At 56.5% G+C, this 24,574-nt stretch carries 19 protein-coding genes; 12 read left to right on the forward strand and 7 right to left on the reverse strand.

Translation table 11 applies throughout. The features are described from left to right. Nucleotides 1–454: 454 nt before the first annotated feature. Nucleotides 455–652: a protein phosphatase 2C domain-containing protein gene (locus tag P4G45_RS16955; RefSeq protein ID WP_373694143.1), complete on the forward strand. Its 198-nt coding sequence runs from the start codon at nucleotides 455–457 to the stop codon at nucleotides 650–652. 387 nt (nucleotides 653–1,039) lie between these two features. Continuing rightward, the gene (locus P4G45_RS02175) at nucleotides 1,040–1,225 is read left to right on the forward strand and encodes a hypothetical protein (protein ID WP_348268062.1); all 186 of its coding nucleotides are present in this window, start codon (nucleotides 1,040–1,042) and stop codon (nucleotides 1,223–1,225) included. A gap of 185 nt (nucleotides 1,226–1,410) precedes the next feature. On the opposite strand, the gene P4G45_RS02180 is transcribed toward P4G45_RS02175, so the two are convergent. Next, complete coding sequence (locus P4G45_RS02180) at nucleotides 1,411–2,289, reverse strand: dihydrodipicolinate synthase family protein (RefSeq protein WP_348268063.1); 879 nt, start codon at nucleotides 2,287–2,289, stop codon at nucleotides 1,411–1,413. A gap of 397 nt (nucleotides 2,290–2,686) precedes the next feature. Between P4G45_RS02180 and P4G45_RS02185 the strand changes: the two genes are divergently transcribed. After that, nucleotides 2,687–3,967, forward strand: a complete 1,281-nt coding sequence (locus P4G45_RS02185; protein ID WP_348268064.1) for an MFS transporter — start codon at nucleotides 2,687–2,689, stop codon at nucleotides 3,965–3,967. On the opposite strand, the gene P4G45_RS02190 is transcribed toward P4G45_RS02185, so the two are convergent. Continuing rightward, nucleotides 3,964–4,722, reverse strand: coding sequence for a GntR family transcriptional regulator (locus tag P4G45_RS02190; RefSeq protein ID WP_348268065.1), 759 nt, complete (start codon nucleotides 4,720–4,722; stop codon nucleotides 3,964–3,966). The genes P4G45_RS02185 and P4G45_RS02190 overlap by 4 nt on opposite strands. Before the next feature lie 542 nt (nucleotides 4,723–5,264). Between P4G45_RS02190 and P4G45_RS02195 the strand changes: the two genes are divergently transcribed. Both P4G45_RS02195 and P4G45_RS02200 read left to right on the forward strand, forming a co-directional pair. Next, nucleotides 5,265–7,754: a hypothetical protein gene (locus tag P4G45_RS02195; protein WP_348268066.1), complete on the forward strand. Its 2,490-nt coding sequence runs from the start codon at nucleotides 5,265–5,267 to the stop codon at nucleotides 7,752–7,754. Nucleotides 7,755–7,757: 3 nt separating this feature from the next. Beyond that, on the forward strand, nucleotides 7,758–8,591 hold the full coding sequence (locus P4G45_RS02200) for an aldolase/citrate lyase family protein (RefSeq protein WP_348268067.1): 834 nt from the start codon (nucleotides 7,758–7,760) through the stop codon (nucleotides 8,589–8,591). 432 nt (nucleotides 8,592–9,023) lie between these two features. On the opposite strand, the gene P4G45_RS02205 is transcribed toward P4G45_RS02200, so the two are convergent. After that, nucleotides 9,024–9,881 (reverse strand): AraC family transcriptional regulator, encoded by an 858-nt coding sequence (locus P4G45_RS02205; protein ID WP_348268068.1) that lies wholly within the window; start codon nucleotides 9,879–9,881, stop codon nucleotides 9,024–9,026. Between the two features lie 143 nt (nucleotides 9,882–10,024). On the opposite strand from P4G45_RS02205, the gene P4G45_RS02210 reads away from it, so the two are divergent. Together P4G45_RS02210 and P4G45_RS02215 are read left to right on the forward strand one after the other, a co-directional pair. After that, nucleotides 10,025–10,192, forward strand: a complete 168-nt coding sequence (locus tag P4G45_RS02210) for a hypothetical protein (protein WP_348268069.1) — start codon at nucleotides 10,025–10,027, stop codon at nucleotides 10,190–10,192. A 241-nt stretch (nucleotides 10,193–10,433) separates the two neighbouring features. Continuing rightward, on the forward strand, nucleotides 10,434–12,038 hold the full coding sequence (locus tag P4G45_RS02215) for an EAL domain-containing protein (protein WP_348268070.1): 1,605 nt from the start codon (nucleotides 10,434–10,436) through the stop codon (nucleotides 12,036–12,038). 452 nt (nucleotides 12,039–12,490) lie between these two features. Here P4G45_RS02215 and P4G45_RS02220 read toward each other — a convergent pair whose 3' ends face one another. Beyond that, complete coding sequence (locus tag P4G45_RS02220) at nucleotides 12,491–12,979, reverse strand: metal-dependent transcriptional regulator (protein WP_348268071.1); 489 nt, start codon at nucleotides 12,977–12,979, stop codon at nucleotides 12,491–12,493. Between the two features lie 64 nt (nucleotides 12,980–13,043). Between P4G45_RS02220 and P4G45_RS02225 the strand changes: the two genes are divergently transcribed. Next, nucleotides 13,044–16,532: a TonB-dependent receptor gene (locus tag P4G45_RS02225; RefSeq protein ID WP_348268072.1), complete on the forward strand. Its 3,489-nt coding sequence runs from the start codon at nucleotides 13,044–13,046 to the stop codon at nucleotides 16,530–16,532. 221 nt (nucleotides 16,533–16,753) lie between these two features. On the opposite strand, the gene P4G45_RS02230 is transcribed toward P4G45_RS02225, so the two are convergent. Beyond that, entirely contained in the window at nucleotides 16,754–19,033 is a 2,280-nt protein-coding gene (locus tag P4G45_RS02230; protein ID WP_348268073.1) for a TonB-dependent receptor, read from the reverse strand. A 587-nt stretch (nucleotides 19,034–19,620) separates the two neighbouring features. On the opposite strand from P4G45_RS02230, the gene P4G45_RS02235 reads away from it, so the two are divergent. Then, entirely contained in the window at nucleotides 19,621–21,600 is a 1,980-nt protein-coding gene (locus P4G45_RS02235; RefSeq protein ID WP_348268074.1) for a TonB-dependent receptor, read from the forward strand. Nucleotides 21,601–21,947: 347 nt separating this feature from the next. Here P4G45_RS02235 and P4G45_RS16960 read toward each other — a convergent pair whose 3' ends face one another. Beyond that, the gene (locus P4G45_RS16960; RefSeq protein ID WP_373694144.1) at nucleotides 21,948–22,166 is read right to left on the reverse strand and encodes an Ig-like domain-containing protein; all 219 of its coding nucleotides are present in this window, start codon (nucleotides 22,164–22,166) and stop codon (nucleotides 21,948–21,950) included. A 621-nt stretch (nucleotides 22,167–22,787) separates the two neighbouring features. Between P4G45_RS16960 and P4G45_RS16965 the strand changes: the two genes are divergently transcribed. From P4G45_RS16965 to P4G45_RS02245, 3 genes are all read left to right on the forward strand, one after another. Further along, a complete protein-coding gene (locus P4G45_RS16965; RefSeq protein ID WP_373694145.1) occupies nucleotides 22,788–23,069 on the forward strand; it encodes a hypothetical protein in 282 nt (93 codons plus the stop codon). Between the two features lie 115 nt (nucleotides 23,070–23,184). Further along, nucleotides 23,185–23,781, forward strand: coding sequence for a hypothetical protein (locus tag P4G45_RS02240; protein ID WP_348268075.1), 597 nt, complete (start codon nucleotides 23,185–23,187; stop codon nucleotides 23,779–23,781). Further along, nucleotides 23,727–23,915 (forward strand): MFS transporter, encoded by a 189-nt coding sequence (locus P4G45_RS02245; RefSeq protein ID WP_348268076.1) that lies wholly within the window; start codon nucleotides 23,727–23,729, stop codon nucleotides 23,913–23,915. The genes P4G45_RS02240 and P4G45_RS02245 overlap by 55 nt, the downstream gene beginning before the upstream one ends. A gap of 222 nt (nucleotides 23,916–24,137) precedes the next feature. Here the strand turns inward: P4G45_RS02245 and P4G45_RS02250 are convergent, their stop codons facing one another. Further along, complete coding sequence (locus tag P4G45_RS02250; protein ID WP_348268077.1) at nucleotides 24,138–24,455, reverse strand: substrate-binding domain-containing protein; 318 nt, start codon at nucleotides 24,453–24,455, stop codon at nucleotides 24,138–24,140. Nucleotides 24,456–24,574 lie beyond the last annotated feature (119 nt).

Genomic DNA, 24,574 nt, shown 5'->3' on the forward strand with positions numbered 1-24,574 from the left:
TACCATGCGTCTGTTGCTCTCATTCCGAATCGGTTTCTGCAAAGGCCGACCGACCGTCAACCCTAGACAAGTCATCACTCTTCCCAGGCCAATTAGTATAACCAAAGCCAATTGGACACCAACAGGGCAGGGTGTTGCAATGCTAAGTTGGCCAGAACGAGATCATCATCCAGCTTCGCCGTATCTTTAGACCCTGTCTTCGGTACTTTGTATAAACCATGTCCGCGGTACGTACTGTGGGCGCTGCCCTGGCGCGTCGCAAGGGTCTCCCCATGATTTCTGCGAAAATTCACGGCGCTGCGCTCGCCCCTTCGGGGGAGCGCGATCCTCCCTGCACCTTGCCGCCCTGCCTTCGCCATGAGGTGTTTGGCTAGTATATGCCGCGTTCCATGCGGACGTGCAAAAGCTAAGGGGCGGTCCTACATAGCTAATTTCTATGAGAGTAAGAACTAGGATGGCTCGCTTTGGGAAACGGTCGAGGCCGATCGTCCTTCGCCTTCGCGACTATGCATGTACTTTGTTGGTCGTCGTCGTGGGGACGAAAAAAGCTGCACTTTGGCAAATCGGAGATGGACCGATTTGTTTCCGTACTCAAACGGAAGATGGTGTGCACTATGCATTCTGGCAGCCAGACGAGAGGAGGCGAACGTAACAGAATTTGTTACAGATCCAAATGCTGCTGAAGAATTGAACTTTGGTACTGGCTCGCCCATCCATCCATCTTGGACGTTGTTGTATCTAGCGGCAGCCCCGAACATCTTGCCTTGGATTTCAAAGCTGGCGAGGTTCATGCTGTCATCTTTACCGTTCTGCTTCCTCATCTCTATCGCAGAACAGAAGGGTATTTCGTCGATCCGAGGAGGAGATGAAAACCAAGGGAGAGTTTGTGTGGGTTTTGGAGATCTCCGGGACGGCTCCGGCTGCACACTTTACAGGCGGCTACAAAGACGCGAGCAGCGAGCGCAGCTACCCATGTATCTCCGGTTGGCGGGGGCACACTGAAAGGCAATAGACAGAAGTGGTGCGGAGCCGCGTGTATGTGGAGGACGACACACTTAAAGCCGATGTGGGCCGCGCCACAGTTGTCGACCTGCCGCCGGAAGAGACGACTCGGCGATGGGCGATTACGACGTCGCAATGGCTGATGATGAGCGCGGTGCTGCACGGGGTTTCGCGCGATGCGATGATGGCACAGCACAAGGCTAATCACAGTCAGCGCGGATGAAGCAATGATGGCGAAGTCGCGTCCTTTGAGGCAATGGGGATGGCCGTGTCGTTATGCGGTGTGACCGGCCAATAAAAAAGAGTGGCTTGGCACAAAAGGCGCACCCTTGTGCCAAGCCGCTTTACCACATCGCTCGACGAAAAGTGTCCTCGAAAGCGTGGGCTGCCTGAACTGCTGCCGTGACTTCAGGTAAGTGTTTGTTGATACCAGCCGCCAAACCAGGTGCGGAGCCTGGAGACTTGGGCTTCGCGTTCAGTGGAGAGCGGGAAGGGATAGCTTTCCTGCGTGAATTCGCGGAAGGCACTGGTGACTTTGAGCCCCCATGGCGTGGGGAGGGCACCCAACTGCTCGAGGAACTGCTCGAGGAGAGCGCATTTGCCGGAGAAATCGCCTGTGCCCGCTACGGCGAAGAGCGTAGACATAAGCTCGGGAAGTGTGCAGGCTACGCCGGAGACGACGCCGTCGCAGACGTTTTCGGCGAGGGCCTCACAGAGGGCACCGTCGTTACCGATAAGACGGGCGTGAGGGAGGCGTGCCGATGTCATGGCACGGACGATATCGAGCGAGCCACTGGAGTCCTTGATGCCGGCGATATTGCGATGCCTCGCGAAGAGCGCAAGGACCGTGTCGGCATAGAGGCCCGAGGTAAATTGCGGCAAATTGTAGAGCAGGATGGGGAGCTCGACGGCGTCGGCTACCGCGGAGATGTAAGCCGCCAGATCGTCCTGGCGGTAGGGGAAGAAATAGGGCATCGGGAGGAGTGCGGCGTCGGCTCCGGCGGCCTGTGCAATTCGTCCCTTGCGTATGGTGAGAAAAACGTCTGCGGCTCCAATGCCGCAGAGAATCTGGGCGCCGGGGGCATCGCTGCGAGTCGTTCTGGTGAGAAGTTCGAGGTCGGCGTCAGAGGAGATCGTAAATTCACCTGTTGCACCGTTGATGGCATAGCCGGCAAGGTCGGTTTTGCCGAGTTCTGCGAGCTGCTTGCGATAAGAAGTGATGGCCAGCTCGCCGGTAGCGCTGCGAGGAGTGAGAAGAGCGGCGTATACACCATGAAAATTGATCAAAACATTCACCTTGCCAAACGCGTGAAGAAAGGCCGCAGCTGACGGCTTGAGGGTTAGGGAATCAGAAGAGCGAGGTCCACTCACGTGGAACCGGGGCTATCGTTCCGCTGGTTCAAGCCACTATACACATCATCCGACATTATATGTCGACATGTTGTATGCACTTATTAAAAAATAATTGTGCATCACTGAAAAGGGCTTATCTCTTCTCAACTTGCTGGCTTGTGATGGCCGGGCTGAAAGGGTCGCGCCTGCTGGACGATTCTCGTGAGCCTTCTTCGAAGAGTAGTGGACTGTGGAATGTCGACAGCATATGTAATGTTGCACTATAACCAATGTGCCCGCGGCTTCTGCTCTGCGGATTCCGCGAAACGAAAAAGGATGACGAATGGCGAATATGGCAACCAGAGCTGGACGAGGGTCAGGTAATCCGCGGACAAAATGGTTCACCATCGGCCTGCTGTGGTTCGTCTTTCTGTTCAACTACGCGGATCGCCAGGCGATTTTCTCGCTCTTTCCGTTGATTAAGACCGAGATGATGCTGACGGATGTGCAACTAGGCGTTCTCGGCTCGTGCTTTATGTGGATGTATGCGCTTTGTGGACCGTTCACGGGATGGATGACGGATCGAGTTTCACGCAAGACGCTGATCCTCGGAGCTCTGGTGTTCTGGTCGGTAGTGACAGGCGCGACGGCGTTTGCGCATACATATCACCAGATGATCTGGTGCCGGGCGCTGGGCGGCCTGGGTGAGGCGTTCTATTTCCCTGCTGCAATGGCCATGATCAGCGACTATCACGGACCCAAGACACGGTCGCGGGCGATGTCACTGCACCAGACGGCGGTGTATGCGGGGAGTATTGCCGGCGGATCGATCTCTGCCGTAGTGGGACAGCACGGTGGGTGGCGGGCCAGCTTCCTGCTCTTTGGCGGATGCGGCGTGGTGTTGGGCCTGGTGTTGAGCTTTCTGCTTCGCGAACCTTTGCGTGGGCAGTCGGAGCTAAGGGCGGATCAGCACGCGAAGAAGAAGAAGACGTCGACGGCGCTCAAGGAGATTCTTGGAAATCGCATCGTGCTTGTGCTGATCGGGATCTTTATGGGAGCAAACTTTGTAGCCGTGGTGTTCCTGACCTGGCTGCCCACTTTCCTGTACCAGAAGTTCCACATGAGTCTTTCGATGGCGGGGTTGAATGCCAGCTTGTATCTGCAGGCGGCTTCTCTGCTGGGTGTGATTTGTGGGGGCATGCTGGCGGATCGCTTTTCGAAGAAACGCGGCGGCGGCCGGCAGCTTGCCCAGGCGATCGGGCTCCTGCTCGGTGCGCCATTCTTGTTTCTGACAGGGTGGACGTTGTCCGTGCCCGTGCTGGTGATGGCGATGATCGGGTTCGGTTACTTCAAGGGTTTGTATGACGCGAACATCATTGCCGGACTCTACGACGTGGTTGCGATTGAGAATCGCGGAACGGCTGCAGGGATCGCGAACTCGCTTGGATGGCTGGGCGGAGGGATGGCGCCCGTGATCATTGCGTTGGGGTCCGCGCGCTTTGGCATGGGAGCCTGCATCAGTGCGACGGCGGGAATTTACCTGGTGATCGGCGTGGTGATGCTGCTGACGGCACGGCATCTGCAAGGGATGCGGCGCAGGCAGAACATCGAGGGAGTGGTGGTTCCGGCCTAGAAGTTCAGGTCGGAGCAGCTCTGTTCGATGCTGCTGGCGCGGCGGTTACGGTCGAACTCGTCGAGGCGCTCCTGCTTGCTGATCTGGATGTGTTCGGCTAGGCGCAGCGTGGCGAGTTCGGGATCACGTTCGACAATGGCCTGGATGATGGCCGCGTGCTGCGCGTGGATGTGCTTGAGCTTGGCGACACCGTAGCCGAGGCGGCGCATGGCGAAGATGCGGATCAGCAGGCGGGTTTCATCGACAATTTTGCGGATACGCGGATTGAACGAAAAGGCCATGAGAAGCGTGTGAAAGCCGCGATCTGCGGCGACGAAACGCGACATCTGCTCGGCGTTGAGATGCTCTTCGCCGGATGCCTGCAGCTCTTCGACCAGGGTCAGGATGCCATCGGATAAATGCTCAAGCCGTTTAATGTCTTCCGGGGGAAGCTGCTCCCGCGTCACTTTGGCGACGACGTAGACTTCGAGGGCTTCGCGGAGTTCGTAGAGGTCGACGATATCTTCGCGGGTAAGGCGCACGACAACGGTGCCGCGATTGGGCGTCTGCTCCAACAGGCCTTCGGAGACCAGTTGGCTGATGGCTTCGCGCACCGGTGTACGGCTGCTCCCGAGTTCCTTAGCGAGGAGGAGTTCGGAGATTGCACCGCCCGATGGGAGAGTTCCCTCGGCGATGCGGCTCTGAATGTACTGGTACGCCTTTTCGCGAATCGTGGATTTCGGCTTACCCGATTTCCCTTTGATCTTAGTTCTCATTAGTTTCCGGCGAGAGATAAAGATTGCGCACAAGAAGCAGCATACACAACAAGTATGCGCTTCCTGGATAATTTTGAATGGAACACAAAGTATGCGATCTGTCGACGAAGGATCGACCTAGGTGTTTTTAATCTATCGGGCCCAAATGCCTGATCCAGGGAGTATATAAATCTCTATATTTCCTTCACTGAAATTTGCATTCACCCTCGCAGCGAGAGTCTCCCTCCACCAGCGCTCTGGGTCTCAACGGGAGATAGATACAACATGTATTTCATATGTAGACAACAGATATGCAAGTGCGTATAGTTTTGTCGAGTCAAAATCCGCCCTCTAGCCGGAATGAAGTTTGTAGAAGCCGGGCGACGCGAAGGCGAATCATGAAAAATCTACGCAACAGGCGCAACCCATCCGGAGGGGTCTGTCACGAGCCATTCAAGGAGATTTCAGCTCCTTTGCCCGCACCCCCATAGGACCAAAACCTTAAGGGCGCATTTGGGGCACGGTCCACACCGTGCTCCACTTTTTACAAGGAGATCAGAACGATGAAGCGTAGATCATTTCTACAAGGGATGGCAGCAACCGTTGCCATCTCCGGGATAGGCCGGGCCGGTTTATTGCATGCGCTTGAATCCGGATGGACGGAGATGAATAACGTCTCCCTGGTGCTGCCTGCGCAGCCGACGAAGCGGGAACGGGTGGCCGCAGAGATGATGGCCGACGAGGTCATGAAGCGTTGCGGTGTGGAGTGGACGATTGGATCTGCGGGCGCTGTGAAGATTTACCTGGGGACACGGGCTTCATGGCATGGGCTGGGAGATGCCGTGGCATCGGTGGCGGCAACAGCCGCGAAGCTGCCTGCGGAGTCCTATGCCATTGCCAGCGCGCATGATTGGATCGCCGTCTGTGGAAGCGATGAGCGTGGGCTAATCTTCGGCGCTGGCAAGCTGCTGCGCATGTGCTCGCTGGACCGGCGCAGCGTTGCCGTGAGTATGAGGGCGCTGAACCTGACAAGCTCACCGCATTACGCGATTCGCGGACACCAGTTGGGATATCGTCCGAAGACGAATGCGTACGATGCGTGGACCGTCGAGATGTGGGACCAATACATTCGCGAACTGGCGATCTTCGGCACAAACACAGTGGAGCTGCTGCCTCCAATCTCGGATGATCTTTCGGATAGCCCGCATTTCCCAATCCCTCCCAAGAGGATGCTGATCGAAATGTCGAGGATTTGTGACAAGTACGGGCTGGATGTGTCGATCTGGTATCCCGCGATGGCAAAGGACTATAGCGACAAGGAAACGCTTGAAGCAGAAATTCGCGATTGGGCGGACGTCATGCACGATATGCCGCGGCTGGACATCGTGTTTGTGCCGGGCGGCGACCCAGGGCATACGGAGCCGAAGTACATGCTGCCGCTACTCGAAAAGGAAAAGATAAATCTGCGCAAGACACATCCACAGGTTCAGATGTGGATGTCGCCGCAGTCGTTCAACGCAGAATGGCTGACAGAATTCCACACGATAGTGAATGAGCCGGACACGCAGACGTGGCTGGATGGAATTGTGTTTGGGCCCCAGAACCGCAGCTCGATTGCAGAGCTGCGGAAGGCACTTCCGGCGAAGTATCCGATCCGGTTTTATCCAGACATCACGCACAGCATCCAATCGCAGTATTCGGTGAACAACTGGGATATTGCGTATGCGTTGACGGAAGGACGCGAGATCATCAATCCAAGGCCTGAAGCGGAGGCGGCGATTCTGCGCTCGGAGCTGAAGTACACGTCCGGTTTTGTGAGCTATTCGGAAGGCTGTAACGACGATGCGAACAAGTTCCTCTGGAGCATGCTGGCGTGGGACCCAGATATGACCGCGGCAGCCGCGATGAGGGATTTTGGACGCTACTTCATTGGCGCTAGAGATGGTTCGGGGTTTGCCCAGGGGCTGCTGGACCTGGAGAATAACTGGATCGGGCCGCTGGCAGCGAATGAGCTTGTAGACGTCACGCTGCAGAAGTTCATGTCCATTGAGCGGAGTGCTTCTCCGTTTGTGCTGGAGAACTGGCGGTGGCAGCAGGCGATGTTCCGCGCGTGCTGTGACGCGTATGTGCGGGAGCGGCTGCTGTTTGAGAGCGGGGAACTGGCGAAGGCAAAGAGCGTGCTCGGCAGGATTGAGGACATCGGATTCGCATCGTTGCCCTGGGGTATCGGAGCAGTGCCGGCGAGGGAACCTGCAAATGGCATTGATCCGCAGAATCTGATTGAAAACGCGATGCAGACGCTGCGTCAGAGCACGCTGCAACCGGTGGCTCCGGCGCTGCGGACACGGATCGCGGAACTTGGCTATGCGCTGCTGCAGAGCATCCATCAACAGCTTGCTGTGGAGCGCTTCCAGGGTGAAGCGGTCGATCGCGGAGCGCCACTGGACACAATCGATCATCCCGTGACAGATGGGCCCTACTTCCTGAAGCAGCTTGGCGTGATCAGCAAGATCGAAGATCAGGAGGATAAGATTGCCGCGATTCGCGCGCTTCTGGATCGTACGAATCCCGGGCCAGGTGGCTTCTATGATGAGTTGGGCAACGTGGGCAATCGGCCACACCTGGTGATTGAAGATGTGGAAGGTGATTTCGATTTCCGGCGGTCGCCCCATGTGGGCACAAGCTATCCCGATCCTTATGGGGCGAATGCGCCGATGGCGTGGAAGCACTGGGCAGAAAGCTTGTACGAGGCTCCGTTGAAGATGCACTACAAGGGACTCGATCCGAATGTGGAGTATGCCTTGCAGGTGGTGATTTCGGGCGATTCCCGTGGAGTGAAGACGAAGTTGATGGCGAATGATGCGGTTGAGATTCATCCGCTGCAATTGCGTCCATGGCCACCGGCTCCGCAGACGTTTGCTGTACCCCGTGGAGCGACAGCGAGTGGCGAACTCCGATTGACGTGGACGCGCGAAACGGGACTCGGTGGCAATGGGCGCGGATGCCAGTTAGCGGAAGTGATGTTGAAGCCTGTCACGAAGAAGGGAGCGTAACAGATGGCGGAGGAGTATACGGCTGGAGTACACCCGGCGTCGCCCGATACATGGAGCGTGGTGCGCGAACGTTTGAATGCGGGCGAGTATGTCATAGGGATGACAGTGGCCTCTAACAACCTTGAAACTGCGGCGTATGCTGCTACGCTGGGCTTTCATTTTCTTTGGGCCGAGATGGAGCACTCATCGCTTTCGTTGGAATCGCTACGGAACATGGTGATGGCGACACGTGGTCTTCCGGCACCCATTTTTGCTCGGGTACCGTGGGCCGAGTTGTGGATGGCGAAGCGGGTGCTGGACCAGGGGGTGCAAGGCGTCATCTTTCCGTTTGTGTCGACGCCGGAACGCGCCATGGTTGCGGCGCAAGGATGCCACTATCCGCCGTTTGGGCGGAGAGGATCGGGTGCGGGCTTGGCGGTCTCGACGTGGCCCGCTCTGGGGAGTTATTACGACTCCGCCGATGCGAACGTGCTTGTAGTGTGCGTCATTGAAGAGGCTGCCGCAGTGGAGACAATTGAAGAGATTGTTGCGACCCCGGGTGTGGACGTGATCTTTATCGGTGTCAGCGATCTATCCTTTTCGCTTGGCCTGCGCGGGCGCCAAGATGAACCATTGCTGGATGAGGCGATTGCGAAAATTGTCGCGGCCGCCAAACGGCATGGTAAGTGGCTGGGGCGTCCAGCTGGCAGCGCAGCGGATGTGAAGCGCTTTCACGCGGAGGGGTTCCAGTTCTTTCAGTCCGTGACAGAGCTTGGACTGATGAAGCTGGGAGCACAGCATCTGCTTGAGCCACTGGGGATCAAGGACAAGCCGCCAGAACAAAGCACGTTCTACTAGAGATGAATGAGAATAAGAAAGACAAAGAGAATCGGTTGGCACAGCTTTGTGTGCAGAATCGGCAATCCAGAGACGGCCTAAGCATGAGCCCGATAGAGTGCAGCGATGGTGTCTTGAGCGTGTCGTTTGTCAGCTGTCACCGCTTTTGCATCCGTTTCTAGCGTCATGACCGTGACGAGTGCCGCATATAGTTCCTGCGAAGTCTTGACTGACGCTCCGGAGGACTGCAACCTTGTTGCCAAGGTTCTTCGGAAGCCTATTTCACTGCGCTAAACGATTAAAGTAATGGTCGGGACGACTAGATTCGAACTAGCGACCTCACCCACCAACTTGCATTTCCAACCCGTCTGATTCTGGATACGTGGTAAAGCCTGTTTACGTCAATCGACATTGCGTGGCAGCTGGACTAGCAAGCACGAGCCGTGCTGACAATCACTTGATCGCATCGTCGCTTTTGCGCCACGTCTCAGGAGTTGTTCTTAAACGCTGGCGGAATGCCCGCACGAAGTTGACCGGAGAGCTGAACCCAACTAGTCCACCGACCACCTGCACCGGCAGTTTCGTGGTGAGGAGCAGATGCTTTGCCTTCGCCATTCTTTGTTCCAACAAATACTGGTAGGGTGTTTGGCCTGTGCTGTTGCGGAACTCGTGAGCAAAGTGCGAGGAGCTCACACCCAGTTCTTTCGCGATCGTGTCGAGACGCACATCCTCGCCAAGGTTCGCGTTTATGAACTCCATGGTGCGTTTCAGCCTGGGCATGCCCAGGCCGCCCTTCAAAGTCGGTCTCGTGGCTGGGTTCACAGCGTGATTCTGTATCAGCCGAGTCTTCAAACCCACGGTGAGCAGGTCGGCGTATAAGCCGCCAAGGGGCCAGTGATCCCGGGCTTGTTTTCCCATCTCTGACAGAATCTGCCGCAAGCCTTGATCTCTGAACGACCAACCTGCTCTGAACTCCGGAATATACTCGGAGTCCATATCTTGGGCAAAGCTAGCGAGGGAATGTTGATCGACCGAAAGGATAAGTCGCTCAGAACTTCCTTTCCAACGCAAACGATCTCTGGTGCCGGCGGGAATCAGGATCATTGAGCCGGGCTCGGTTCGGGATACGGCGTTCCTCTTTGCCGACCACCACTCGAAATCCGCATTGCCTGATAATTGAAGATGAAGACAAAGGTCAGGATGCTCGTGTTCAGGAATTTCGCTGGGTTGGACCAGGTGCCTTTCGAGCAAGAGATCCTTCCATGGCTGCTCACCCAAGCTTTGCTTCTCCTTATCGCCGAGAAGCGGCACCAAAAGCTTATCCCGCATGACTGAAATGCGTCGCGGCGCTCCGTGCTCCTCCGGAATGTGCGGAGTCCTCAAGCCTTCATTTTCGCAGGAATTGCATATCGCCGTGCCCGTTGGGGTCCGAAACTGAAGCTCAGGAGGAAAGTATGAGAAGCCTGATTGATTTTGTTAGCGAGAGCTTCATCTGGGGAGTCGGTATTACGCGTCCACAACCTTCACAGAGGCGGCGAGCGGCCCTTTACATCACTGCAATCCTCATGGGAACAGTTGTAGCTGCGGTAGCATTTTTCTTCCTCTTCGTCGGACGCATCTAGAGCTACATTTCCTCGCGAAAATCTCTGGACTCGGTGCAGCTTCCGTCTTTCCGTTGTCGGACATCCACCATGCATTCAACGATCCTGCATCCTGCTCGCGATCATCGGAAGAGGCGTATCCACTTAGTTCAAAATCGCGCACTGCAATACCGCCTGCGCCTGACGAAACCAGGTTCGACAAAGGGACTAGAACAGGCAGATACTTTGTCCCGGCGAAGTCCGGCGAGGTTCTCCTATGCACATGAGCGCTGAACAGGTTCGAGCAGGCTTGCGGCGCAGCGAGTTTGTTCCGTTTTTCCAGCCAGTCGTGACCCTTCATACAGGCGAAGTTGCTGGCATGGAGGTGCTCGCCCGGTGGCAGCATGCAAGTCGTGGCGTTCTGCCTCCCGAGGCATTTATCCGCATCGCAGAGCAGGCAGGCCTCATCGGCGAGCTGACCGCCATGTTGATGGAGAAATCCTTCAACGCCGCTAGTATGCTGCCCAACACGCAGTGGCTCGCCTTCAACGTCTCCCCTTACCTCCTGCACGATCTCGCGCTTCCAAAACAGATTCGAGAGGCAGCCAACGCCGCTGCATTTCCTCTCAATCGCGTCGTCATCGAAATCACCGAGAGCGCTCTCCTCGAGGACCTGCAGCATGCGCAAACCATCTCAGCGGAGCTCAAGGCGCTCGGGTGCCGCCTGGCCCTCGACGATTTCGGCACAGGCTACTCCAGCCTGCTCCATCTCCAGTCGTTGCCCTTCGATGAATTGAAGGTAGACCGCAGCTTCGTTAGCTCGATGGCGGAACGGCGGCAGAGCCGCAAAATCGTTTCCGCAGTCGTAGGCCTCGGCCAGAGCCTCGGCCTGACCACGGTCGCCGAGGGCGTGGAAACCGAGGAACAAGCCGAGATGCTGCTGTTGCTCGGCTGCGAAATGGGCCAGGGCTGGCTCTTCGGCAAACCTGTTCCCGCCGAACGCCTCAGCGAGGCAATAACCATGCACCCACCGGTCAGGCTGCGCCCCACCTCCAGCGTCTGGCGGGATATCTCATACAGTTCACCTCCGGGCCAGCGTCTCTCTCACCTGCAGGCGCTCTACGACGGCGCCCCTGTCGGCCTTGCCTTCCTCAGCCCCGACCTGCGCTACATCAGCATCAATCAGCAGCTCGCCGAGATGAACGGTGCTCCGATCCACGACCATCTCGGACGGCTTGTCAGCGAGATGATCCCGGCTGTGTATCCACAGCTTGAACCCTACCTGCGTCGCGCCTTGGCAGGAGTGCCGGTCAATGCCGTGGAGATCACGCAGAGAGCGGCTGACGGTGGGCACGAGGAGGCATTCCTTTTCTCCTACTTGCCAGCCTTCGACGAAGCCGCCGAGGTGGTAGGAATCTCCGTTGCAGTCGTCGATATCACCGGCCGAAGGCGAACCGAGACGGCGCTGCGGGAGAGCGAAGACCACTACCGTCACATGGTCGAGTTGAACCCGCAGATCCCATGGGTGCTCGACGAAGAGGGCATGGCGACGATGATCAGTCCGCGATGGCAGCAGATTACCGGGATGAGCGAAGAGGACTCACGTGGACGAGGATTCATCAGCGCGCTCCACCCGGACGATCAAGAGCGGGTGGCGGAGAGCATCGCACGCTCACTCCAGACCGGAGAGCCCATTGACGTGGAGTGTCGGGTCCGCACTTCCACCGGAGAGTGGCGCTGGATACATTCACGCGGAGCGCCGCGACGTGATAAAGCCGGAAAGATTATCCGATGGTACGGCAGCGCTGCCGATATCCATGCACAGAAACAGCTGGAGGAAGAGCTGCGAAGGCGAACAGGTGAAGACAACTCGCCTAGTACCTATTAGGGTGAGCTTGAATTGTCTGCACGTCCGGGCTCCTCCCAAGGAACATAGGCAAGGAGCACGCTTTCCTTCACTTCACAACCGATGAGGGTCTCCTTCAGCCCTTGGGTAAGTGATAAATCGCCAAGTCACTTTTCGAGGATGAGCCAGCCTGGAAACGCGAATTGGCCTTCCATGAGAAGGCCGAAACACAAATGGCAGCATCGACTCTCCTCTCGAACCCCAACCGGCACCGAGCTTGCATCAAGACAGCTCATCCAGAGTGCATATAGAAACCCGGTGGAGAGCAACATGCGGCACAACGAAACCAAGAACAAAAACAAAACCCCTATGAAGGAAAAAACGACGGGCAAACCTTGACACCAGTGACCTGCTCATAGAAAGTCGTCTTTTCGGCATTGCTAAGCCCAAAGAATGAACATTTTGCTCCGACCTTTCTGTTTCTTCTGGACCCATCAGAGACCGCACCTGCAGGTCACGCCGTGAGCAGGTGGCATGGTTCCATCCAGAGCCGGGATGCAATGGCCATGGGGGTCGGCTGTTGGGTTGCCGAGTTTCGTCGCAATCCGCTCCTCAAACGATTCCGAGATGAAATGCTCCAGCCGCTCGGCTTCGTCATGAAGCTCATCCATGGGATAGTCGAGCACCTGAAAGAGAAACGTCTCGACCAATCGATGATGCCTCACGATCTCCAGGGCTCGTCTTCGTCCGGCACCCGACAACTTCACGCCCTCGCCGCGCTTATAGTCCACCAGCGACTTCGGATCGCTTGCGAGCTTCTGGAGCATGTTCGTGACCGAGGCGGGGGCAACCTCAAGGCGCACTGCCAGCTCTGAGCCGCCGACTCGTCTGCGTTCGTCGCCGCCAATCGAGTAGATGGCCTTCAGGTAGTCGTCTACGGATTCCGTGTTCCGTTCCCAGTTTGCTCGTTTCGTCTTCTTCAACTCTTAACCTGTCGCTTGCCTCGTGTTTTAGGTTACCCTAAATAAGCGTTAGGTACACCTAAATATGCGCTCCATACTTAAAACTCTCTTTCTGCTGCTACTCTTTTGGTTCCTGCCGCTCATTGGCGCCCGTGCGCAGAGTGGCATTTCGAGCGCCCTAGCCGGGACCGTGACCGACAGCAGCGGTGCTCTAATTCCCCACGCCACGGTTACAGCAACGGACGTAAGTACAAAGGCCGTGCGCACTGGACAAACGGACGCAAGTGGGCACTACCTGCTTTCCCAAATCAATCCAGGCACCTATCAGGTGGCGGTCACCTCCTCCGGATTTGGAGTGGCGTCTTCGGAAGCGACACCGGTCGGGGTAGGGCGTACCATCACGCTGAACTTCACTCTGTCCGTAAGCTCCGCCTCGGAAAGTGTCGAGGTGACCGCACAACAGGGCCTGCTCAGTCTGGACAATCCGAACACGACGACAACGCTCGAAGCGAAGACGATCAACAGCCTTCCAAATCCAGGACAGGACCTGACCTTCGTCGCTCAGTTTGCGCAGGGTGCGTTGATGAATACAGCAGGATCATCCAACGATGCCAAGGCCGCAGGTGGCTATGGCAACGTCGAATTCAATGGGCTCCCCGCAACCTCGAATGGGTACATTCTCGACGGTTACGACACCAACGATCCGTGGCTGGGGCTGAACATCGGCTTGTCGACCAATCTTGTCATTGGCCTCGATGCCGTGCAGGAAGCCACCGTGAACACGAACTCTTATGCAGTCGACCAGGGCCGCTACGGCGCAGCGCAGGTCAACTACTTCACCAAATCGGGAGGAAGCCGCTTCCACGGCGATGTGTACGAGGTGTGGAATGGGTCGCTTCTGAATGCCCAGAATTACTTCCTGCACGCGAACGACTCTCCCGGCAACATCGCGAAGAAGCCGCGGTCCACGGTGAACGAGTTTGGCGTTAGCGTCAGCGGTCCAATCCTGCCGCAGAAGCTCTTCTTCTTCGCTCACTATGAAGGCATTCGCATTGCGCTGCCGGTAGTGTCGCAGGTCACAGCTCCGTCGCCTGTCTACCAGCAATATGTGTTGCAGCGGCTTGCGGTGGGTGGCGTAGACCCAATCACAGGGGTCACGCTGTCAGCGCAGCCAGCGGAAATCCCGCTTTATCGTTCTATGTTTGCGCTCTATTCCAATACGGGCGGAACGCCAGTGCCGGTGAGCACTTGTCCCTTTGACGAGAATGGGACATTGCTTCCTGCGCCTGCTGCTGGAACTCTTCTGAACGGCAGCGGCTGCGCGAATCAGCGACAGGCGTCCTTAAACAACAAGGATAGCGAAGATCTGATCGTGCTGAAGATGGATCAGACAATCAACGAAAAGAACAGCGTCTGGTACCGGTTTCAGCAGGATACCGGACTGCAAGCTGCCTATACCGATCCGATCAACCCGATCTTCAATGCCTTCTCTCCCCAACCACAGCGCACCCTTGTCCTGGGGTACACACACCTCTTCACGCCTAACCTGGTGAACCAGATCAATCCCGGCGCAAGCTGGTATGCGAGCGTCTTCGAGCCGAACAACTTCGCTTCCGTCCAGCAGCAGTTCCCGATTGTTCTCGCGGCAGGAACTTCCAACCTCCCTTTCACCACGATCGGCGGCAATGACCAGACCTATCCGCAGGGGCGCAAAGTCACGCAATGGCAGGTGAACGATAACCTGATCTGGACGCTGCATCGCCATACGCTGAAGTTTGGAATCAATACACGCCGCGTGGACGTGAGCAACTATGACCTCGGGCAAGGGACTGTACCGCTCGTGACGGTGAACGATCTCGCTCAGTTCACCTACGGAGCGGCTTATACAGCGACACAAAGCTTTCCAGTGCGAACACGGGAGCGCGTCGCGAATGGCAACTTTGAGTTCTATGCGATGGACAGCTACAAGCCGTCAGCCAGACTGACATTGACTGCCGGGATGCGGGTGACCTGGAATACGAACGTCGTCAACGATCAAGGCCTTTTCGCGCGTTCGGCGGGCTCGTTTCTCGACATGCAGCACAGCAACGCGCAGCCGCTGAATCAGGCGATTCTTACGGGTATTCATAATCTCTTCCCAGCCACACCGCTGTTCATCTATCAGCCTCGCGTGTCCATCGCGTATCAGGTCGAGCCGCACACTGCCGTTCACGCGGGCTTCGGAGTTTTCAGTGACATCATCCCCGCGCAGATTGCCGATCTGGCTTCGACCAACGCGCCTTATGCTCCCAGCTTTGTGGGTGGCCTGGCCGGACAGGTCGGTGGCGTGGCCATCTTTCCGGGGGTTCCGGGCAGCGCAGTTGACGCTCTTGCCTCCGCGAACAAGGCCCTGCAAACGAGCTTCAGCACCGGCGCTCCGCCGTGTACTGGCATCGCTTCTGGAGATGCGGTTTGTCCGCTGGCGGTCGGGCTTAACACCTTTCCAACCGGCACTCTGAAGACTCCCTTGTACTACCAGTACAGCGCCGGGGTGGAGCAACAGGTCGGCGGCAAAGGCGCAGTGCGTGTGGACTTCGTCGGCACTCGCGGCCTTCACGAGCCGTATCAAGTAGAGCTAAATGGCTACCAGAACGTCTGCGCAGGCTGCTTTTCACCGTATGCCTATAGCCATCCACTCGATCAACGCTTCGGCAGTGTGAACGAGTTTCGGACAGATGCGAACAGCAGCTACGCCGGGCTGCAAACGAGCTATACCCAGCAGATCGCCGGACTCACTCTGCGCGGTAACTACACCCTCAGTCATTGTCTCGATGAGGTTTCGAACGGCGGGCTCCTGTCGTTTTCCAGCCAGGGAATCCTCTCGCCTCTGGCCGGCGAGCTGAGCCGCAGCTATGGAAGCTGCGATTATGACGTTCGCCACAACATCTCTGCATTCGGCCTCTACCAGATTCCCTTTCACTCGCATCAGGCGCTCCTGCGCCAGATGCTTAGCGGATGGGCTTTCTCGGAAACGGCCTTCTTCCATACGGGATTGCCCTTCACGATCCTCAGCCAGCCATATACCGCGAATGGAAACGGTGTCTTCCAGTCCAGCGGTCCGCAGTTTGCCCGGCGTGTTCCTGGGGTACCGCTCTACCAGAGATCCGCCGTCAGGGGCGTCACTGTAGCTGGTACGCGGCAGTGGATCAATCCGGATGCATTCGCCTCGGTCGTCGACCCTTCAACGGGAGCCTGCACGGGTGGGGACTCGGTGGCCAACTGCCAGTTTGGAGATTCGGGAAGGAACACCGTTCGAGGGCCACATTTCACGGATTCCGACATTTACATCACCAAGACTCTCAAACTCCACGAGGGCGTAACTTTCCGCTTCGACGCCCAGATGTTCAACGCCTTCAATCACGCGAATTTTGCGCTGCCCAGCAACGTGGAGGCCGGTGTGCCGGGCTCTCTGATCCCAGCTCGCTTTGGAACCCTGCAAAGCACGATCTCACCGCCGACAGGGCTGCTCGGCGTCGGACTCGGCGGCGATAGTTCGCCTCGCATGATTGCTTTCCAAGGGAGGATCGAGTTTTAGACGGCGACCTGCAGGAAAGCGCTGCCAAGGATCGATAAACGCGCTCATCTTCAAGAAGTCATTCTGGATTGATGCGAAATCGCGAAGGCCGTCATTGAGGGCATTGCCCTGTTCCCGCAAGTTGACGATAGCGGACTGTACTGACAATGCGGCGGAGTTGAATGCGGGACCGGCACCACGCCTGAAAGCGCTGCGTCGGTCCTGCCTTTCTGGTTGGTGGGCTAGAACTTGAAGCGGTAACGGATCTCGGCGAAGGTCTCGCGCGGGTCGTTGTAGTGGAAACCGCCGAAGGTGAGGCTGTTATCGAGCAAAACGCGGCGGTTGGCTACGTTGACTGCCGTAACGGAGGCGGTGAGGTTCTCGCCGAAGCTGTGGCCGATGGAGAGATCGAAGGTAGTGTGCTGAGGTAGATAGGCATTGGGGTAGGGCGTGGTGGGGTCCGGGTTGCCGTTGTGGAATCCGGAGCCATAGTAGACGTTGGTAGAGACGGTGGTGCGGAGGGGAAGCGTCGCGTTGAACCCTACGTTAAGAGTGTTGCGTTGGTCGTGGTCAACGGGTGAGTAGTCGAAGCCGGCGTCGCAGGAGGGGTCACCGATGGGGGTACAAATGAGGCCCCCAGTGATGTTGCCGCGCTGCTCAGCGATCTGGTTAGAGTAGGCGAGGTGAGCCTGTCCCAAGTGCCAGAGTCGCGGTGAACGAAGGCTGAGTTCCCAGGCGCGGACAAGTGCTCCGTCGACCGTGACTGGAAAGTAAATACTAGAGTCGCCAAGGTTGGAGTGATCAAGGAAGTTGTTGATGCGGGTTTTGAAGGTGTCGGCATCGAGGAGCCAGCCGCGAAATGGTATTTGTACGCCGAACTGGTGCTCTTCGTCGCGCTCGCCGTGGAGGGAGACGAAGTCGGTGTTGTTGGCCTGGGCAAACTGCACGATGGGGCCCTTGGCGGTGAGCAGCGGCGGAGGCTGATAGAAGCGACCGTAGAAGCCTCGGAAGACCCAGTTCAACTTAGGAATGCGGACAGCAACGCCGAATCGTGGGTCGGTTTCATTTTCTGCGAACTGGCCTTGGAAGTGGGTCTGACGAAGACCCGCAATGAGCGTAAGCCACGAGGTCGCCTTGTAGTTGTCAGAGACGTATTCCTCGATGACACCTCCGGATGCGGAGTCAGGGGTCGAGAATTTGGGACTTCCACTCCCATCGTTGAAGATGGCGCCGAAAAGATAGTTATCGTGCTGGCCGAAGGAATAGAAGCCGGCCTGCAAGGTGTTGCGAGCGATCTGAGTCGTGATGGAGGCTTGGCCGCCGCCGTAGGTTGAGGAGCGGTTGACCGTAGTTGCTACCGGGACATCATTGGGATTCGATTCATAATCGGCCTTGTTGTAGTGGAAGAAGGGTGAGACCTGCAGGACAGTCGAGGGATTGAAGGTGCGGAGCCAAGAGAAGGCAGCCGTGCCGTCGGTCTCGTGCTGACCGTCGCGAAGACCACTAGAGTCGTACTGCTGGTTTTCAAAGCTGTTGGGATCGGGGTCGTAAGGGATCTGGAAGTAGTCCTGGCGAAGTTGCGTGACCAGACGGAACTGGTCCTTTGGGGTGCGGTTATAGATGAAGGATGCGAAACCGCCGTAGCCGTTACTGGCGTCGTGCAGCACCTGGCTGACAGGTGGCGCAAGGCCGTAATCGCTACGGTTGCCGTTGAGACTGGCGTAATAGGCGAACTTTTCGGTATGGTCGCCAAAGTTGATCTGGTCGTTGGTCTGGAAGAAGTTACCGGCGCTAAGAACAAGCTCAGCCTCGCGGTTGCGCTCGAAGCCGGTGCGGGGAACCACGTTGAAGACCCCGTAGGTGCGATCGCCGACATCGGAGGTGTAGCTTCCGCGTTGGACTTCGATGTAGTCGATGTCCTTGGGATCGATCTGTGCGCCGAGGTTGCTGGCGATGTTGGTGTTTGGGATCTGGACACCATCGATGAGCCAACTGACCTGGTGCCCACCGCGCATGTGAAGCATATCGTGGGTCATGTAAGCCCCAGGGACGTAGTCGGTGATCATGGCCATGCTGTTGGTGCGGTCTGCACCAGGTGTCAATGCGATGTCCTGGCGGCTGATGAGAGCGGTCGGGGTAACAGTGTTGATGTTGACCGTGTTCGTGTCGGTCGTGACAGTTACGGCCTGCTGCACAGCACCGAGTTGTAGTTCGAAGTGCAGGATGGGTGAGGTATCTGAGGCGAGCGCGAGGGTTTGCCGGACGCTGGCGAAGCCAGTTTGAGACGCCGTAACGACATAGTCGCCGAGCGGAACCGCTGGAATGGAGAAGGAGCCATCCTGGCCAGAGAGCGTGGTTTTAGTGAAAGCAGAGTTGGCCGCGTGAAGTTGGATGTGAACTCCCGCGATAGGGCGGTGCTGTGGATCATGGACGACACCGTGAACCTGACCGAAGATCGTAGCGTGGGCGGCGGGACTGCAAAGCAGTCCCAGAAAAATAAGGCAGGCAATAAAACGGCGCATAAAGCGACCTCCTGATCACAGGAACGTGACTTGTCGAAATCCAAACACTGGCAGCGCTCGCTTAACGGCTCCAAGGAGTCCGGAACGGATGCTGCCAAAGGGCAAGAATTAGCCGAGGAAGGAAGGTGGTCCGCGCTTTTGACGTGACCGGTCGCGAGAAATCCGCCACTTAGATTCCGTTTGAGCTATACCGCCAGTATGGGTTAGAAAAGGAACGAAGATGCTAGCCGAAGTTGCAAGCGACATCGGGTCTGAATGCATCGTCACAACAGTTCGCGGGCAATACGGGCACTTTTCGACAGGGGCAGTGAACTGCGTTCCCGTCTGGGCCGAGTTGCCACGGTCAGCCATGTTCATCAAACAATGATGCTTTCCATTCTTGCGACAGCAGATCGGCACACTCGCATCTGCATCTCTCATGGAAGCAAGGAGAGGCGAAACAAGAGGGAAGCTGAACAGTGCCAGCAACAAAATGGAGATGAGCTTACGCAATACCCTGATTGAACCTCAAAAACGTCCCGACTGCAACGGAAAGTCCGTTATTCGGCAGCCTCGTCGAGTGCGGACAGCGCAAGTATCATCAAGCCATGCCCCGCCCGTCGCTAACCCAGCTACTTGCAACCGTTACTCTCGGCATAGGGTTGGCTCACTCAGGATCAACTCAAACGTCAGTAAAACAGGTTGAATTATCGGGAGTTGTCCGCGACCAGTCCGGCCGATCTGTAATCGGGGCTGAGATCGAAGCCGCTGGCAAGACAACGTTGACAGACTCCTCTGGAGCGTACTCTCTGGCCGTCGTTCCCGGCCTTACGAAACTTGAGGTGAGCCTGCATCACCAGACTAGCTTCCGCATTGCGCTCGATGTGACACAGGATCGAACCTTCGATATTGCGCTCAGGGAGAACGATAGCGTGACGGTGCGGGCGGACGAAAATGCGCTCACACCCGATCCTTCGACCCAGGGATTCTCACGTTCCGATCTGCTCGATGCCAATCCGGGACGTCCTGGCGTTCCGCTCTCGATTCCCGGCTATCCGACCGAAACCGCTTCGGGTGGCATCAAGGCTCCCCAGTATTTCGCGCCCGGTGTCGCCGGCGACCACGGTGAGCCCATCGCGCAGTTCTTTCAGATCGGCGGGTTTCTCTTCCAGAACAATCTCACAGCGAATGCACATGGGAACGGCTATGCCGATCCCAACTTCGTCATCGCCTCCACCGTCGGTGGCGTCTTGGTCGATAACGCGGCCTACAACGCCCGCTATGGCGACCATTCCATCAATCTCGCGATCACCTATGACGTGAAAGACCGGCTGCCTTCGTTTGTCCAGGTAACAACGGACGGGCGCGATGGAGCCATCTCTGCAGGTTGGAGTCCAGAGAATATTTCGAAGAGAGGATGGGTCGCCGTTGAAGCTCTCTTTGGCAATGGCTTCCTGAAGCGGGCCGAGGAGAGGCAGCAATATAAGATCAATGCCTCGCGTACCTGGGAGATAGGAAAGCACGAGCTTACAGCCTACGGTCTGGGCTATTACGGTTTCTCCAGAATTCCTGGTCTAATCCCGATCAACACATTCGTCCCGAATGACTCCATTGACCTTCGACAACTCGACTTGACGCATACGAGTCTCGCGCTCCTCGCCGATCACTGGCAAATCTCGGAGAAGAGCGCACTGACAACGGGAATCTACTTTCGGACATACAGCCTCAAGTTGCAATCGAACTTTGGCGATGGTCTGATCCGTCAAAGCGAGTTCCGGACCGTGCAGGGCGGCAACGCAACCTACTCCGATCCACTCGGCCAAAACTGGCTTCTTCTCGTCGGCCTCGATGCACGACGCGATGCTCCGAGAGGTCTGGACCTCGCCAAAGCGGATGATGCAGGCCAGTTCCAGGCTGTGACCAGCAATGATTTGACGATCACGAATGTCTCGCCCTTCGTCGCTGTGACCGGGCAAATGCTACCGCAGCTTCAGGTCTACCTCGGACTTCGGCGGGACCAGATCCGTTTCGGCAATCGCGATAACATCCAAGCCGCAAACTCTTTCGATGCGTGGCCAGGGACAACAAGTCCTAAAGTAAACTTCACCTTTGGCAGGGCCGATGCTCCGGTTCTTCCTCAAATTGCTCTGAGCTGGGCGAAGGCTTTCCATGCCAATGACCCTCGCATCGGCGATGGCTCTGGTCGCGGAGATCTCCTCATTCCGGCCCGCGAATATCAACTGTTTGCGACGAAGCAGGTGCTTGGGAATGAAGTACGGCTGACGCTGGCGCACATCACCAATTCGGCAGAATTGGCAAAAATCGACCCCGATACTGGACTCCAGGAAGATGTCGGTCCTTCGATCAACCGCTTTCTGACGTTTGCCATCCGCCGCCGGATGAATCGTGGTTTCCTGCAAGTCTCATGGTCCGCGGCAGACGCGAGAGACAGGCGGCTTGGGCAACCGATCCCGGAGGCTCCGCGCACGATCATAGATGCCGTAGGCGGGCTTCCGCATCGTGGCAATCCGGAAGTAATTCCGCGTTACAAATCTCAATTGATGACAAATCGCCGATACACTCATTGAGAACTCCCCTCACATACACCCACGCGGCTGACAAGTGATGTGGAGTGCGTGGTGGCTACTTAGGTGCGACTGGCGGTTCGGCTTCGTAGTCGTCGATTTGGATATCCATCGAGATTCGCCGGACATTTGTAGACGGGCTTCGCTTCTTGGACCCTTATGGACCCACGGATGGACCTTTGAGTCCAGAGCTATATGAATAAGTAATTGAAAGTAAATGGTCGGCACTGGTGGACGATTTTCGAACTTTTCCTGACCTTGAGGTAACGTAACCACGATCCTATCTTTTGGTAGCGGCCTAGCCCCATCGGCCGTATTGGGGAACCGAACTGACGACCTCGACTCCGCCGTCAAAGGGAATAGGGAATAGAAGGATGCGACAAAGAACGTGTATAGAATACCGCCGACCGATACCGTTCCGAAGAAGCCAGTGTGCTGATGGCCGAAGTTGAGGTTGCAAAACTGTCTGTGGCCGGAAATACCGCAGTCAATGGATGTGTACCGGCCGCAAGAGAGGAGGTGACTAAGGTGGCTTGGCCCGAATTATTGACAGTGCCCGCGCCAGGCATTCTGGACGCGTCATAGAAGCTGATCGTACCGCTCTAACGGCGGAGGCACCTGCCGTAACCGATGCAGAAAGAGTAACCGCCCGGCCCAGGTTCCCAGGATTGGGAGAGGCGGAGAGGTTTGTCGTGGTGGCAATAACGTTTGATGGAATGATCGTCTCGATAAGGGAAGCCGAGCTGGGCAATAGACCCGACATGCCGCCGAAGCTCGCCGTAACAAGGTAGCTGCCTGCAACCAGTGTGCCAACGGTGTACGTAGCAGAACCAGTCGCATCCGTTGTGAACTCTACTGGAGTGCTCGGACCAACCAGGAGGACGGGAGGTCAATGAGCGTCTTCTCGTCGATTCCGCCAATGATACAGGCTCAATACTTTCGATCGCCTATGGGGAATCTGAAATTGAGGCCATCAGCACCGGTTTGGCACCAGGCCCACAAGGTGGCAACTTCCTCGGAACGAACCTGCTTAATGTGCCGGCAAACGGTATCGCAAGGGGCCCTAAGTCCGCATTCCGCTTTGCGAAAAATTACTTTTCTGCGGAGCTCACCCATCACGAGATATCCGTGTCGAAGGCATTTATTGTCCGGTCCAATACCAGGGATCGTTTGAGTCCTCTGACCCATTATTGAACCATATCTGGGAGACAGGCGCCTATACCGCGCATCTCTGCATGCAGGATGACGTTTGGGACGCTCCCAAGCGTGATCGTGGACGCTGGAGCGGTGACCTTGATATCTCTGGCAGAGTGATTTCCGATGTTTTCGGCGATAGTTTACTGCTGGAGGATACACTGCGCAATTTGATAACAGGACCCGATAGAACGACTACGGGTATACCCGACTATACAGGTCTGTGGATCACCACGCTCTACGATCTCTATCTGCACAGCGGCGACCGAGCTTTTTAGCGACGCAGCACGACAACATTGTGAGCCTTCTTGAAGGCATGGATGCAAACCTGGATAGTTCCAACATATTTACAAACCCAAAGCATGCGTGGATGTTCGTCGATTGGTCCCAGGAATGAGCACCTACACGAAGGACGCTCGCATCGGTACGCAGATGCAGTATGTGCGAGCCTACGTGGCTGGTTCAAAGTTACTGGCGGAACTGGGAGATGCGGCGACACCGGCGAAGTTTGCGGCACACGCAAAGCGGGTAGCCGATGCTGCTATTGCAAGCTACAAGAATCCGAAGACCCAAACTTACGGGAGCACCTGGCATCTCAATACACTCGCGGTCCTGGCATTGGGTGAGGAGTCAAACCATGCGATTTGGGATAGCGTGCTCGCAAAGGTCAAACAGGACTCTCCCACAGATGAAGTCGTGAGCCCCTACTTCAATACCTATGTGCTGGACGCGATGGCGAAGATGGGCCATCGCGAAGATGCACTGATGTGGATAAGGAAGTATTGGGGCGGTATGCTGGCGGAAGGAGCCACCAGTTTCTGGGAAGCCCATGATCTCCGGTGGCAGAAAGCTAATCCGCACCTTGGCCTTCAGGCAGATGGAACCACGGGATACTTCATTTCCATGGCCCACGGCTGGTCGGCAGGACCGACGGCATGGTTTCAGAGAGAAGTGCTTGGGATCAAACCTACATCTTCTGGATTCAAGTAACGCTCGCACCTATAACGTCGGTCCTTATTGCGGAGATTTATCCGAATGGCGTTCGTTCCCGCGGCATATCAGTATCTATCAGCGCTCTCTGGGTAGCCTCGTTCCTGCTCACGTATACCTTTCCCATATTTTAAATAAACTGCTATGCCCCGGGGGAGTTTTTTCTGCTCTATGGGTCGTGTGTGTAGGCGGAAGTGTGTTCGTTGCAATGGCAGTGTCTGAAACTAGAGGTCGATCTCTCGAGGACATCGAAGCAACGACGACATAGCGTGGTCAATCGCACATGCTTCTGCCCGGCTCATGCCCCCTGAGAACTGTACGCAGCGTGGGCATGCTGCTACTGCGAGAGATCGTCTTCACCTTTCGATTGGAGAACGACGAAAGGTTACTGCGAAAAATGACGTGGGTGCGAGCCTGAGAGTTAATCGCAGGTTTCCTTGTTTCAGCAAATGCGCCAACAGGTTTTCGTATGCCACTTTTCCTTGAGTGTAAGGTCGCTGATAAATCGATGCCAGGACCTTGCCCTCTTCGATAATCGGGATCAGCTCCTGAAATAGATCCGTGGTTACGATCTGTACTTTTCCCAGCAAACCAATTTTGTCGAGCGCGTCTAGGACGGGAAGGCTATTTGCAGTGATGAGCTGGAGACCGTCAGGGCGATCTTTCCTCTTCATCAAAGTGAGCGTTTGCAATCGAAAATCGTTGATCTAGATTGAGGATCCAGCCGGCGAGGTCGTTTTATAACTCAGCCTTTCGACCATCTTGAGGACACTTGCTTTCGTACCTTGCTTAC

The organism is Edaphobacter paludis (assembly GCF_039993895.1).
Taxonomy (GTDB): domain Bacteria; phylum Acidobacteriota; class Terriglobia; order Terriglobales; family Acidobacteriaceae; genus Edaphobacter; species Edaphobacter paludis.

Coding starts and splice junctions, on each gene's coding strand:
- P4G45_RS16955 (WP_373694143.1), top strand. CDS start 455: ATGGCTCGCTTTGGGAAACGGTCGAGGCCGATCGTCCTTCGCCTTCGC.
- P4G45_RS02185 (WP_348268064.1), top strand. CDS start 2,687: ATGGCAACCAGAGCTGGACGAGGGTCAGGTAATCCGCGGACAAAATGG.
- P4G45_RS02190 (WP_348268065.1), bottom strand. CDS start 4,722: ATGAGAACTAAGATCAAAGGGAAATCGGGTAAGCCGAAATCCACGATT.
- P4G45_RS02195 (WP_348268066.1), top strand. CDS start 5,265: ATGAAGCGTAGATCATTTCTACAAGGGATGGCAGCAACCGTTGCCATC.
- P4G45_RS02200 (WP_348268067.1), top strand. CDS start 7,758: ATGGCGGAGGAGTATACGGCTGGAGTACACCCGGCGTCGCCCGATACA.
- P4G45_RS02210 (WP_348268069.1), top strand. CDS start 10,025: ATGAGAAGCCTGATTGATTTTGTTAGCGAGAGCTTCATCTGGGGAGTC.
- P4G45_RS02215 (WP_348268070.1), top strand. CDS start 10,434: ATGAGCGCTGAACAGGTTCGAGCAGGCTTGCGGCGCAGCGAGTTTGTT.
- P4G45_RS02225 (WP_348268072.1), top strand. CDS start 13,044: ATGCGCTCCATACTTAAAACTCTCTTTCTGCTGCTACTCTTTTGGTTC.
- P4G45_RS02230 (WP_348268073.1), bottom strand. CDS start 19,033: ATGCGCCGTTTTATTGCCTGCCTTATTTTTCTGGGACTGCTTTGCAGT.
- P4G45_RS02235 (WP_348268074.1), top strand. CDS start 19,621: ATGCCCCGCCCGTCGCTAACCCAGCTACTTGCAACCGTTACTCTCGGC.
- P4G45_RS16960 (WP_373694144.1), bottom strand. CDS start 22,166: ATGCCTGGCGCGGGCACTGTCAATAATTCGGGCCAAGCCACCTTAGTC.
- P4G45_RS02240 (WP_348268075.1), top strand. CDS start 23,185: ATGAGCACCTACACGAAGGACGCTCGCATCGGTACGCAGATGCAGTAT.
- P4G45_RS02245 (WP_348268076.1), top strand. CDS start 23,727: ATGGTTTCAGAGAGAAGTGCTTGGGATCAAACCTACATCTTCTGGATT.
- P4G45_RS02250 (WP_348268077.1), bottom strand. CDS start 24,455: ATGAAGAGGAAAGATCGCCCTGACGGTCTCCAGCTCATCACTGCAAAT.